The sequence below is a fragment of the Neptuniibacter sp. CAU 1671 genome, from assembly GCF_029222905.1.
Classification (GTDB): Bacteria; Pseudomonadota; Gammaproteobacteria; order Pseudomonadales; family Balneatricaceae; genus Neptuniibacter.
Map to the genome: position 1 here is coordinate 317,250 of NZ_JARHUE010000001.1, position 13,504 is coordinate 330,753.

General features: G+C 51.2%; 12 protein-coding genes. All 12 read right to left on the minus strand.

The genetic code is table 11. The features are described from left to right. Positions 1-68: 68 nt before the first annotated feature. Positions 69-2,342, minus strand: a complete 2,274-nt coding sequence (locus tag P2G53_RS01515) for a hypothetical protein (RefSeq protein WP_275812711.1) — start codon at positions 2,340-2,342, stop codon at positions 69-71. A gap of 501 nt (positions 2,343-2,843) precedes the next feature. Next, positions 2,844-5,024 carry a type II secretion system secretin GspD gene (gene gspD, locus P2G53_RS01520; RefSeq protein WP_275812714.1) on the minus strand — a complete coding sequence of 727 codons (2,181 nt, stop codon included), beginning with the start codon at positions 5,022-5,024 and terminating at the stop codon, positions 2,844-2,846. Continuing rightward, positions 5,014-5,484 (minus strand): hypothetical protein, encoded by a 471-nt coding sequence (locus tag P2G53_RS01525; RefSeq protein ID WP_275812717.1) that lies wholly within the window; start codon positions 5,482-5,484, stop codon positions 5,014-5,016. Before P2G53_RS01525 ends, gspD begins: the two co-directional genes overlap by 11 nt. Positions 5,485-5,596: 112 nt before the next feature. Then, the gene (gspM, locus tag P2G53_RS01530) at positions 5,597-6,205 is read right to left on the minus strand and encodes a type II secretion system protein GspM (protein WP_275812720.1); all 609 of its coding nucleotides are present in this window, start codon (positions 6,203-6,205) and stop codon (positions 5,597-5,599) included. Continuing rightward, positions 6,205-7,323 (minus strand): PilN domain-containing protein, encoded by a 1,119-nt coding sequence (locus P2G53_RS01535; RefSeq protein WP_275812723.1) that lies wholly within the window; start codon positions 7,321-7,323, stop codon positions 6,205-6,207. The genes gspM and P2G53_RS01535 overlap by 1 nt, the downstream gene beginning before the upstream one ends. 5 nt (positions 7,324-7,328) lie before the next feature. Next, positions 7,329-8,270 carry a PilX N-terminal domain-containing pilus assembly protein gene (locus tag P2G53_RS01540; RefSeq protein WP_275812726.1) on the minus strand — a complete coding sequence of 314 codons (942 nt, stop codon included), beginning with the start codon at positions 8,268-8,270 and terminating at the stop codon, positions 7,329-7,331. Continuing rightward, positions 8,260-8,967 (minus strand): prepilin-type N-terminal cleavage/methylation domain-containing protein, encoded by a 708-nt coding sequence (locus P2G53_RS01545; protein ID WP_275812729.1) that lies wholly within the window; start codon positions 8,965-8,967, stop codon positions 8,260-8,262. The genes P2G53_RS01540 and P2G53_RS01545 overlap by 11 nt, the downstream gene beginning before the upstream one ends. Further along, positions 8,964-9,398 carry a type II secretion system protein gene (locus tag P2G53_RS01550; protein WP_275812732.1) on the minus strand — a complete coding sequence of 145 codons (435 nt, stop codon included), beginning with the start codon at positions 9,396-9,398 and terminating at the stop codon, positions 8,964-8,966. The genes P2G53_RS01545 and P2G53_RS01550 overlap by 4 nt, the downstream gene beginning before the upstream one ends. Beyond that, on the minus strand, positions 9,391-9,846 hold the full coding sequence (locus P2G53_RS01555) for a GspH/FimT family pseudopilin (protein ID WP_275812735.1): 456 nt from the start codon (positions 9,844-9,846) through the stop codon (positions 9,391-9,393). Before P2G53_RS01555 ends, P2G53_RS01550 begins: the two co-directional genes overlap by 8 nt. Before the next feature lie 9 nt (positions 9,847-9,855). Further along, a complete protein-coding gene (gspG, locus tag P2G53_RS01560; RefSeq protein WP_275812738.1) occupies positions 9,856-10,308 on the minus strand; it encodes a type II secretion system major pseudopilin GspG in 453 nt (150 codons plus the stop codon). Positions 10,309-10,320: 12 nt separating this feature from the next. After that, positions 10,321-11,544, minus strand: a complete 1,224-nt coding sequence (locus P2G53_RS01565) for a type II secretion system F family protein (RefSeq protein WP_275812741.1) — start codon at positions 11,542-11,544, stop codon at positions 10,321-10,323. A 1-nt stretch (position 11,545) separates the two neighbouring features. Beyond that, complete coding sequence (gene gspE / locus P2G53_RS01570) at positions 11,546-13,270, minus strand: type II secretion system ATPase GspE (RefSeq protein WP_275812743.1); 1,725 nt, start codon at positions 13,268-13,270, stop codon at positions 11,546-11,548. Positions 13,271-13,504 lie beyond the last annotated feature (234 nt).

The window sequence follows — 13,504 nt, forward strand, 5'->3', positions numbered from 1 at the left end:
GGGAGTTATACAACAATGAAACGGGGCTGAAATCAGCCCCGTTTTTTTAGCACTGTAATGATGGTGGATCAGTTACAGAGCGTACAGGAAGCAGTGTCATTGTCGGATACTGGCGAACCAGACAGAACACCGGTTGCAGCAACATTAGCTGTATTGGTAAATGTTGCAGTCTCCTGGGCCACCAGTGAGCCTGCATCAATACTACTTGGGACATAGGTTGCTTTTACTTTGACCTGATCACCTACTTTCATGACACCGGTACAGGTAGTAGCACCGCAGGTGACATTCGAACCGACGGGTTTATCCAGAATCGTCAGCGAATCTGCTTTGTTGTCAGAAATCACAACATTCAGATTTTCACGGTCTGGATCGGCAGACGCAGGGTTGGTCACGACAATTTCATTCGTGATTCTCACTGCAACCACGCCACCGATGATTTCAAGAGATACACCGTCATCATCGCCGTCTTTACAGACTTTAGTCAGCGTTACATCCTGAGACAGAATCAAAGAACAGCTGGCAGTAGCAATATCCGAAGCAGTTTCTTCAAGTAAACCACCTTCATAGTATTCACCACTGGCTGTGACCTGGTCAGAGTGGCTGGTGACTGCATTACTGGTCACAGTACCGCTGTAACCGACATAGCCACCTACAGACAGATCATCAACACCCAGAGTGAAGCTGAGTTCACCAACCTCTTTAACACCGTCACCATCGTCATACCAGGCATCAAAGCTGGCAGGTACCAGTCCGCTACCATCGGTTGCGATATCAATCAGGCTGATGTTTTCCAGTGTGACGTTACCGGTATTGCTAATAAGCCCGCTCAGGATGCCCTGGAAGGTATCACCACCGGTCAGAGACGCATCACAGTTTTTGGTGACATCAATGGTTGGGTTAGGTGCGAAACAGTTAGCGGTATCGGATTTTGGTTCTCCAATCGGCGAACCGGTCAGAGAGTACGCGGTAGCCTGAACTTCATCCGAGAAATTCAGATCTGCCAGATTCGGATTCGCAACTGTGTAGGAGCCCTCATAGCGTACGGTAGTGTCACCGGGAACAATGATGGTCGCATTGGTAGCCGTACCAGTATTGGTCACCGCGACATCAGTACCCGTGCCACACTCATTATCACCGTCATCAATACAGAAGGCAGTGAAGGTAGCATTACCACCAGGGGTGACATCAACCAGATCAATTTCCAGTGATGCAATGCCGGTATTTTCAACTTCACCCGAGAAGGTGATGGTTGCAAGATCGTCAGCAACATTCAGGTCAGCTTCACAGGATTTACTGACTTCAAAACCACAAAGTGGGAATGAGCCCAGCACAAAATCTTTCAGGGTTGCTGTGAAGGAGTGAGAACTTCGGGTTTCCGCCATAAAGCTGGCAAAACAGCTTTCGGTACCCAGTAACTGACTCAGGTTGATACCCCCTTCGAAGAAGGTTTCATAAGGGAAAGCATCAACGGTTCCATCTTTTGCCACATAAGGCCAGGGAGATGGGGTAGTTGGTGCATTAGGACCGCCTTCTGCGTTAGTAATAGCGCATACTGGCAAATCCGGCACTGTACCGCACACAACACCGGTACCACCTGCATCCATCGCTGCACGTTTGTAAAGCAAACGCAGGTTTTTAGCCGAACATTCACCCTGTAGAGGGTTATTGCTGGTGGATTTTGGGCAACTTGTATCCCACATCACTACTTCAATGTAAGGTACGGCATTGTTGGCCTGTGGAAACTCAACCACTGTCAGCAAGTCACCAGCAAAGTCGATTTCACCGGGGTCCAACCGATCGTTAGCGTTATCATCTGTCCATATCACCGAAGTATGTTGACCCGTGAAAACACCACCGCTGGGGTCTGGGTCTCCCGGGTCTCCCGGGGAGGGGTCAAGTCCAACTTCGGACACGAAGAACCACCAGCCAAAAAACGCATCACCCTCGTTGGTGATACGGTCAGCGCCAAAATAGACAATCAAATCATCATCTGAGTTGTTATAAGCCGCCGCATAGGCATTGGTGATATCGTTTTTATCCGGGCCATTACCAAATTTGCTCCAGCTCCAGTTGGTAATATCCTGAATATCTTTTTTACCGCCATCAAACACTGTGTAGTTATCCGGCTCAGTTGCAAAAGCAAAGACTGACTGACCACCGGACGCGGGATTGTTGTATAACGTTTCCCAGTCATCTCCTGCCAGCCCTTCTTCAAGCGCGTTACCGTCCAGTTCAAACAGGCCCTCTTCAGCGACCCCAACTGACCAGGCGGGTAGCCCCAAACTGAGTAAACCGCTAAACAACCCAATTTGGAGCCACGTACATGGTTTTACCTTTAACATGATCCACCTCCTGCATCCCTGTATTTATTGCCAAGCACAGAGACTCCCTTTTCGATTAACTCAACACAGCGGGTGTGACGTTCAATCCTCGTAACATCCGTGCTGAGCCCTGACATTTCATCGTCCTGTTACCTGAACATTCGCCCATTGAAATGTTCAGACAGCATCAGGGGGAGCAACGCAATATGCGTACCATGTAATTAAACCTATGTTTTTTATGGCTTTTTTTAGATAGCTCTGCATGCAGGCTAAACAAAGTGTTAACAAGAGCTAACGCTCAGAAAAATGCGCGGGTAGAAAGTTGACCTTAGGTGTTAAGAAAGCCGGTAGAAGAAAAGAAGTAAGACTTTGATTAAACGTTATTTTTAGTGCTGATTCTGACAACAACACCAGAGTGACACCTGATTATTAATCTAGCTGTTAAGGCAGCGATACAACTGAGCAGAACCACAAAAAAAGAACCCATAAGGGTTCTTTTTGAGGATCGAAATAGAGAATCGACTAGGGTTTATTTTTCACACCTGTCAGATCAATATCCCGCAGCTTCTGCTGATATTCACGTGTGACATCCCGAGCCTCCTCCTGAGAGGTTACGGCGGTTGGGGTGATCATGACCACCAGCTCTGTACGGTTAACATTTTTGCCTTCACTGCCAAACAACCAACCCACCACCGGCACATGCCGTAAGCCGGGCAGTCCCTGAGAGCTTCTGTCACGATTTTCTTTAATCAGACCACCCAGCACCAGTGTTTCACCGCTCTGGACGGCAACGCTGGTTTCGATCTGCCGCTGAATAATGGTCGGAGAATCGATACCAGACGACGTGGTCAGATCCACATCATTCACTTCCTGCTTGATATCCAGCACCACCATGCCACCGGCGTTTACACGCGGCGTCACTTCCAGCAACACCCCGGTATCCTTGAATTGAATCGTACTGGTGGTATTCAGATTATCACTGCTGGTTGCCGTTGTTTCTGAAGTACGGACCGGCACCTGATCACCCACCCGGATAGTGGCAGTATGATTGTCCAGCACCATCAGTGAGGGAGAAGACACCACTTTCAAACGCGAGTCCTGCGCAAGGGCATTCAGTAACAGTCGGGTGCCGGTTGCATCAAAGATCTCAAAATTGCCGGTCGGGAAAAATTCACTCGGCGTGGAGATGGGCAACGAACCCAGAGAGCCGATAGCTGTTTTGGAGCCACCATCCAGACTGGATTTAAAGAACCACTGCAAGCCGTAACGCAGTTCATCCTGCAGCGTCACTTCAACAATGGTGGCTTCTACCAATACCTGAAGTGGCAGGACATCCAGCTTCTGGATCGCTTTATGGACTTTATCGTAATCATTGGCAGACGCCATAATCAGCAGCGCGTTGTTTTCTTCATCCGCAATAATACTGACTTCGCCCACATCAAGATTGGAACCATCCCCACCGGAACTGTTCAGGTTTGCCCGGACTGATTGGGCTGGCTGAGCATCTGTGGTTGGCTCCCTACCCTGGTCACGGACGTCCGCAGTACCTGTGGTGCGATTTCGACTCTGATTACGGTTATCCGAGTCTGATGCAGAGGGCGGATTGCCAAACAGCTCACCCAACATGTTTGCCAGATTTTCAGCTTTGCCGTTCTGCACGTAATAGACGTACATGTTCCGGCCACGCACATTCTGGGAACGATCCAGACGTTTGATCCAGACTCTGGCATCACGCAGGTATTTTTTCTGCGGAGTGATCACAAGGATCGCGTTGAGTCGTTCAATCGGCACAAAACGCACCAGCCCTGACAAAGGACCATCGGTTTTATCACCAAAGATCGCTTCCAGCTCTTCAATCATTACTTCAGCTTCGGCAGATTCCAGACGAAACAGACCAACAGACATGCCCTGAAGCTGATCAACGTCGAAAATGCGCACCGTCTCCCGGATATTCACCAGTTCAGATGAACTGCCCGCCACCATCAACAGATTACGGCGGCTGTCCGTTTCAATCACACCCTGTTTGGGTTTAATCGGCTCCAGAATTTTCAGCATTTCGCTGGCCGCAATGTAACGCAACGGCAGGATCAACAGCTGATAACCACTGCCAACCTTCAATCCAGACCCCGGTGCGACACCGCCATTTAACGCACTTTCTGACGGCAGTACTTCATAAAAATTCTCAGTTTTCAGCAACACTGCGCCGTTGATATGCAGCAGCGTTTCCAGGGCGGGAATCAGCTCATCACGGGTCAGCGGGCGACTGGTCTGCAGGTTAACAGCACCCCGCACCCGGTCATCCATGACATAGTTGACCTGTAGAATATCGCCCAACACGGTTTTGATCACTTCCGAGATTTCGGCCCCCTGAAAGTTCAGGGTGATCTCCCCCTGACTGTCAGGCAACGATTTGAGAGTGGGCGAGTTCAGATCCACCATCACACCGGAGGCTTCATAAATCTCTGCTTCTGCCGGAGATGCTGTTGTGCCACCACTGGATTGATTCTGGAAACGCACATTATTGTTCGGGCGTGTTTCTCTGGCTTCACCGTTTTGCGTGGCTGATACCTGCATCTCTTCAGAGGGCGTCCCCCAGGGGTTATCCAATGTTGATCGGCCGCCACCTGGCGATAGGGTACAGGAGGCAATAAAAACACTGCCTAGCAACACCCCGGAGGCTTTAATAAGCATTTTATTTTTCATTTATTTCGTCTCCCGTACTACCGCTGCCGGGTTGCTGTTCCTTTTCTTCGAGCTTCTCATCAAGCGCTTCCCTAATAATTCTTCGCCGGTCTTTTGGCGGTTCAGGCGGGGCCGCTGGACGTGGCTCCCACAGATCAAACCGAACTTCTTCATCGACATTGCTGACCACTACATGATCAGCAGCAATCACACTGACATCCCATCCTGAATCCAAAGGCATGCCCTGCGTCAGACGCAGTTTTTCTTCACCCTGGCGCTGCGCAAAGAGCGCAACAGGTGCCCCTTCGTCATTAAACACCACACCGGTCAGGCGCCAGGTTTCCAGAATTTCAGCATTGTTGCCCGCCTCCGCTTCCTGATCAGCTTTGGGACGACGCGAAGCGTGAAATAAGGGACGCTGAACAATGCCATCAAAGGCATCGATAGCCGGGAATCCGGCTGCATCAATTTCGTTTGCCAACGGAAGATCCTGTTGCGGAGGCGATGTTAATTGCTCATCGGCCCAAACAGTATTGGCCAGCAACGAGAAACATAGGCTGTAAAAAACTTTCCTGATCAGGTTGCGTTGCATGTTAACTGCCCCCCTTCACGGTGTAGGCGACCAGATCAAAACGCAGATCCAAGGAGGGCAAAGCAACGCTGCGTCTTAGTTGAGCCGTGCGCCGTGTAATACGGGCCCGTTGATTATCATTTTGGGCTGATGAAGTCAGCATCAGATTCTCCACAAACATCACGGGTTTATGGGTCTCAACGCTGTACAACAAGGCAACCAGTTCATCTATTTCACAGCGTAGACGAACCTTGATAGCAACTGCAGGCAAAGCCTCGGATTTGGGACTGTCAATAATCTGCGTACTGACCAGTTGCCCGCCGGAGCTGCCAACAAGCCGATTTAATATTTGTTGTAATTCAGCCGCAGCCAGTGTTGGGCGAGACTCTGTCAGATACATGCCGGCAGAAGGGTTGCTGGCACGCAGTTGGCGGAGCTTTTCCTGTTGCTGTTCCAGATCGCCGGAGACACGCTGATAGACAGAAAGCTGATGTTCAAGCCGGTCAATCTGATCAGCATTTTCCAGATATTTGTGCAGCAAAGGGCCCAGCAACACCTGATAGATGACAACCACGACCAGCACCAGAAGCAGCAGAGCCAAAATACGTCGCTGTTTGAGTGTCAATTGCATCACAGCTGCTCCTTGCTCAGATCGGCCACAATCGCAAAACGCTCTTTAGTGGTCCGGGCATTGAGCGTAACCGGAGAGGAGAAACGCACGTTACGCATATACCGTGTGCTCTCCAGTACACTGATCAAAGCAGATGCTTCTCTGGACTCACCCTGCAACCGAACACTGGTATCGTCCACCTGCAGGTTACTGATCCAGGTATGATCAGGCAGCACTTCAGTCAGCTCGTTCAGCAACATCAAATTAGAAACCGAGCTGCTTCTTTTCCTCTCCAGAAACCCCTGGCTCTGGGTCAGTGCATTGATCTGTTCATTGATCGCACGCGCTTTTTCAGCCTGGATACGCGGCTGTTCCATCTCAGCTTCCAGAGATGAAATGGCCTGGGCCTGATAATACAGCGGTAACCAGAACAACAGCGCAACCGCTAGGAGCATTAACAGCATCCGGCCGCGGGCAACCAGTTGCTGCCGATTAGAGCGCGATCCTTGTAATGCTTTGGGCAGCAGATTCATGCTGTACAGGGTGTTGCTGGCTTCAGCCGCAGGTGCGACTACGGTAGGCGACATGCCGAGATTAGCGAAGGTATTGAGAATGGGATCGAGACGCTGACGCGTAATCAATGCAACCCGTACCAGCAGTGTTTGAGCTTTGAGATCACGCTGCAGAATTCTGAATCCGTAATAGACCTGCTCGGCCTTGAAAGGCGTATAGCGGTCCATTTCAAACTGCAGCACGTTATTCAGGTTAGGAGCAGTCGCCAGGGGCAGTGTGATCTCCCGCACCAGTAACAGCCCGGGGGGCAGGAACAGGATCGTTTCATCCGCTTTAGCGGCTTCCTCAGCAAAGCGGCGACGCCACTGTGCCGTCTCCAGAGTATCGAGCTCGAAATCACCTAAAGCATCAAAGTCACCACGCTGGCCAAAGCGGAAGCTGCATTTTATGTCATGCAACTCAGCCAGCAGATAGCGACCCCGACCCTGTATTTTGGAACTCAAAGCCGGAGGCAACATACCCATCAGTTCTGCAACCCACCATTGCCAGAGCTGAGCCAACAGCTCCCGGTAGCCCTGCAGGACCGTTCTTAGATTGGTTTTAACCTGACTCTGCGCGTTATCCATGTGCTTTAATCTTCCTCTGAACAGGGTACTTCATCGCAGTTGTCCTTGATGCTGGATCGTTCATCGACAATCTCCATCACCCTGAAGTAGGCTTCGCTTCCCCGACCACTTCGCTGTAGCAACACCTTTTGCCCTACCCTGGCATGGGGGTAGAGTCTACCCTCTGTTCTCACAGTGTAGTAGACGCCTGAAGTAGAAGAAGAAATAAAGCGTGCATCGGAAACCGGAGGTGTCGGCTCGGGCAAGCCATCAAGACGAAATCGCCGACGTTGTTCAATGTATTGATCAATCAAAGGTTCATTGGCAGCGGGCAGTGACATCAGAACTAATTTGGGTGCTACCAGAGGATTGATCCCCTGACTTCGGGCATAGACACTCAAGGCCGGAGCAATCTTTTCATAGGTCTCAATATCCATGCCCAATACCTGTTTCAATTCATCCACACGTTTGAAGCGATCATCCCGCGCTTCATAATCAAGGCCTGCTGCCCGATAGTCCGCATCTTCGGCTCCGTTAAGCCGTTTCAAATCATCTTTATCACGCCAGTCCAGAATACGGTCGATCAGTATATTGGCTTTTTCTTCATCGATTGTTGCCGCCAGAAACAGCCTTTGAAACTGCTCAGCTTGCAGTGTGTTGAGGTCAAATTTCCCATTTTCATCCTCGACTGAAACCATAACGCTGAGCGCTTCATCCAGTTGCATCTTTTGCCAGCCACCATCTGCAAGCCAGCCCTGCCCCTGCGGCAACGTCAGATTCCAGATAGCCCATTGCACACCCGACTCAGCACCATAACTGGCCTGCGTCGCTGCACGCAGATTCTCCGTCAGCCTGGCTTCGCTGCGACTCACATCTGAAAGGTATAATGCGATCACTGACAGCAAGACCAGAAACCACAACACCATGACCAGTGCTATCCCTCGCTGCCGGGCCTTGTTAGTTAGCACGTTTAGCCACATATGCATCTGCCTTTGGGCGCACCTTCAGAGTCGGCCATGGCGCAACCTCCCCTTCCTTAAACTGAACGCTGATCAGACTGGGCAGGCTGTCCTGATAAACCCATTCCGGTTCCCAGGCTGAAGGCCGATCCGGCTCCGTCTTTAAATATGAAATGCTGAACTCATCAAACTGACCCGCCATAAGTAACGATTTACGGGCATTCAGAATCAACTCATTACGTTTAAGATCCCAGTTAAGTTGCGTACTCGACAGCCCCTGTGTTTGGTTGAGATCCTCTTCCGAGACACCACTGTAAGGCTCATATGCCAAATACAGCCCTTCAGGTTCATCTGGTTGCCGGGAATCAAGTCGACCCAGCCAAATCCAGTAGAGGTCATCACCGCCGCCGTTCTGTTGCAAAGGCGCAACCCAGATCAACTCCTCAGCGGAACCATGAAAGGCCAGTTGCCGCCCCTTATCATCACTGTTTACAACAGACCGGTTGGCAGCGCCCAGCAAGCGTCTCAGTGCCTGCTGAACCAGAAACGCATCGCTTTCCGTCTGCTGATGACGATCCATCCCCTCCCAGCTGCGAATACCCAGATTTAAACCCCCGCCAATAACTACAGTCAGAAGACTAAGCAGCAGCAGAGCCACCAGCATCTCAACCAGGGTAAATCCCCTTAGATAGCGTCGTCCGGTCATAACCCCGACTCTTCAATCAGAAAGAGGGTTGTCAAAGTAACCGGACTTGCTGTTCCCTGCAGGCCTTCAACAGTGACGCTGATTTTGTAGGGTTCAAAACGATAATCGGTGATCCGGTCCTGATCGGGAAAATCCCAGGCATCAATCTCTGCCCGCCAACGCCACTCATCATTAAATGACCCTTGCTCAACACCGGGTCGAATCCGGCTTTCAGCCAGCAGTTCAGAGAGTTTTGACTGCGCCAGTTGCACCGCCATCTGTTGCTGGGTGGCACTGTGGGCTGTTCTGAGAGAAAGTGAAAAAATATGCATAATGACTCCCAGCGATACCGCCAGAATCATAAAAGCAACCAGCACTTCCAACAGGGTAAACCCATTCATTCGCCGGTTTTTCCGGGTATTGTGTCGGGCCGATTCAACAGGATTAGTCATTGCTGCTCACCCGTCCTGTCAGCCAGTCAATCCGGATTTCACCCATTCGTGATCCATCCGAAAGCTGTAACGCCCCACCGGTAGAACTGCCATCAGGGAAAAACAAAATTTTCTTTTCATTTCCAACCTGATGATCCACGGAAACCGTTACATTGATGTTATCGGGTAACTGATAAGGGGTATTTTCAGACGAGAGCCAAAGCAAACCGTCCTCTTCCTGTTTTTCAAAGCTGACAGCCTCACCCCTGACGATCGCAACACTGCGAGCATGGCGCATCATCGCCGCCATTTTGCGTGTTTCAGCTTTAAACTCAGCGCCGGGCACTAATCCCGCAAACTGTGGCACCATCAGCGTCAGTCCCAGACTGGCAATCACCAGCACAACCAGCAGTTCTATCAGGGTAAAACCACGCTGGCAGCGCTTGGGGTGATGGCACACAGCGTTCACGTTGCGACCTTATTGCCAGCTGACCACATCGCGATTTTCACCTTCTCCACCGGGCTGTTTATCTGCGCCTAATGAATACAGATCAAACTCACCATGTTCACCGGGAAAGCGGTAAAGATAAGCATTGCCCCACGGGTCATCTCGAATGACTTTTTTCTTCAGATAAGGCCCGTTCCAATTGTCCACGGCAGGCGGTTTTTCAATGAGTGCACTCAAACCCTGCTCAGAACTCGGATAGCTGCCCACTTCCAATCGGTAAAGGTCCAGCGCCGATGACAATTCACCGATCTGTAGTTCAGCGGTTTTCGACTTGGAGCTCGATAATTGTTTGAAGACCTGTGGTCCAACCAGACTGGCCAACAAGCCCAGAATAACGAGAACCACTAATATTTCGAGCAGGGTGAAACCCTTCTGATTCAGCTGACGATCAGCACCCAAGCCCGTTTTTTGCTCCTGTTTCATAACAACTCCGTATCAGAGGGGAATCTGGTTAATGCTCATAATGGCCACAAGAATGGACATGATGATGCCTGCAATAATGACACCCAGAGTGACAATTAACGCCGGTGTTAAGATCGCCAGCATCCGCTGAATCGCGGTGGCCACTTCCTGGTCATATACATCCGCAACCTTGAGCAACATCTCTTCCAGTTGGCCGGTTTCCTCACCCACCTGGATCATCTGCATTGCCAGGGCAGGAAAGGCTCCGGTCGCTAAAAGCGGCGCCGCAAGGTGGCGCCCTTCCTTAAGACTGCTGGCAGCGCCACCCACCGCTTCACCCAGCCAGCGGTTAGACAGGGTTTCCTGAGCGATACCCAGTGCTCTGAGCAGGGGGACCCCGCCACGGACCAGTGTGCCTAAACTGCGACTGAAACGCGCCGTTTCAATACGCTGGATCAGACCACCCAGCAGGGGCAGGGAAAGCTTTCGTTTATCCCAGCGCAAACTGAAAGCGGGTTGCGTCAGCAGATAACGCCAGTAAAAAAACGCCACCAAAATTAAGACCAGTATCAACGGCAGGTAGTCACGTAAAAATTGTGCCACCCCTATGACCACTTGTGTTGATAACGGGAGCGCGCGGCCCATATCCGAGAACAGCTGCTCAAACTGAGGCACGACATAGGTGAGAATAATGATCAGGGAGAATGCTGAAACCAGCAGCAGGATGACCGGATAGATCAGCGCTGAGGTCACCTGATCACGTAAGCCTTTGCTTCTCTCAAGATAGTTGGCCAGTGTGGTCAGACCCTGCCCAAGATCCCCAGAAACCTCAGCTGCCTGGACCATGCTGATATAAAAACCGCTAAAGCCTACATTCTGTTCATCCAGCACAGCGGACAATGACTGCCCTCGCCGCACACCTTCCTGAATGGGACTGATAACCTCGCGCAATTCCGGATCATCGGTAACGCGATGCATGATCTGCAGCGCCCTGTCCAGTGCGATGCCCGCCTGCATCAAAGCAGCCAGTTGTCGGGTAAATCCGAGTAGACGGGCTTCACTCAAGCCTTGTCCGCCGCCAACTTTCATCTGCAGCAATTGCTGCAGACTGAAACCGCGAATGCCGGATTCAACGGAGAGTGGAATTAAGCCCTGAGCCTGCAGTTGCTTTACCACCGCCTGCTGATCAGGGCCCTCAAGCTGCCCGGTTCGGGTTTCGCCTGAAGCGGCCACTGCCTGGTAATGAAAGACAGGCATCTCAGCTCTCCTGCGTGACGCGAATGACGTCTTCGATACTGGTCAGACCCTGAAGCGCCTTCAGGCAGCCATCCTCATACATGGTCCGCATCCCTGCTTCGCGGGCGGCGGCATGTATGGTGCCCGAATCGGACCGGCTCATGACCAGTTTACGCAGGGTATCGTTCATGATCAGCAGTTCAATAATGGCCACCCTGCCGCGATAACCACTGCCACCGCAGTGCTCACAGCCTTTAGGGCTATAGAGGGTGATCGGCTCACCGCCAGAGAATTTTTTCAGCCCTAGTTCTTCAACAATTTCCGGTAACGGTGTGTAGGGCTCACGGCAATGCATGCACAGGCGTCTGACCAGACGTTGACCAATGGCGGCATTCAGGGTGGAGGTCAGCAGATAATCTTCAACACCCATCTCAAGCAAACGCGTCACACTGCTTGCGGCATCATTGGTATGTAGCGTCGACAGGACAATATGCCCCGTCAAAGCAGATTGCACACAGATACGGGCGGTTTCCAGGTCACGCATCTCACCCACCATGATCACATCCGGGTCCTGACGCACAATGGCCCGCAAGGCACCGGCGAAGTTAAGCCCAATCGAAGGTTTAACCTGAATCTGGTTGATACCCGGCAGCTGATACTCCACTGGATCTTCCACGGTGATCAGCTTGCTCTGTTCTGTATTGAGTTTGCTGAGGGCGGTATAGAGCGTGGTGGTTTTACCGCTACCGGTGGGGCCGGTGACCACCAACATTCCATGGGGAATGCTGAGGACTTCATACAGCTTTTTCAGCAGCGCCTCGTCCAGTCCTAACGCGCGGAAATCGAGACTGACTGTCTCACGATCCAGCAGACGCATCACCACACTCTCACCATGCATAGTGGGTACAGTGGATACACGAATATCGAGGTCTTTACCCTGCAGCCGCATTTCTATTCGTCCGTCCTGAGGCAAACGCCGCTCAGCAATATTCAGACGAGACATGATTTTGATACGCGAAATAACTGCAGGCGACATCTTAACCGGAGGGGCTTCCCCTTCTTGCAGTACACCGTCAATGCGGTAACGGACTTTCAGACAATCCTCAAAAGGCTCAATATGAATATCCGACGCTCGCGATTCAACCGCACGCTGCATAATCAGATTCACCAGTCGGATAACCGGTGCCTCACTGGCCATATCTTTGAGGTGTTCAATGTCCTCTTCATCATCACTGGCTTCAGTTGCCGATACACCTGCCAGGATATTGCCCATCTGGCTGGTACCCTGTCCGTAGAGCTTTTCAATGGCATTATCCAGTTCAGTGGCCAGCGCCACACGCTTTTGTACCCGGTAACCACTGGCAAGCTCCACCGCTTCCACCGCAAACTGGTCCTGAGGATCAGCCATCGCCAGCACCAGCGTCTGATCATCCAGATTCAACGGCAATACGTGGGTATCTTTCAGAAACCGATAAGAGAGCGTATCGGGTAATAGCGCGACAGGAGGGAAATCCTTTGGCTCAACTTTAGGCAGATCAAGCAGCTCGGCCAGATGTGTGGCTATATTCGTCTCGGAAACCAGACCCAGCCGCACCAGCAGATTGGATAGAGAACTGCGTTTCTGTTTGACCTCTTCCATCTGCAGGACACGTTGCAGATCTGTTCCTGACAGGCAACCGGCCTGGACTAACGCCTGTCCTAACTGCTGATACTCAGCAGAGTGAAGCTGCTCAGATGGCTGTTCCATAGATCATTCCTTAACCAATTGGTGATCCGGTGTATCCCACCAGCGTGATACTGAAACTATAGTTGATCACAACCAACCCAACCGGTTTCCAACAAAACGCTAACCATAACTTTCAAGATCAGGTGTCTAAGCCTGTTCGCCTTAAATCAGCAGGCGTTTTGCGACGGAAGTGATACCGTATTTTTTCTGTTTCTCAGATCACAGCCCACCTGAAATATAACAAATAACATTTTA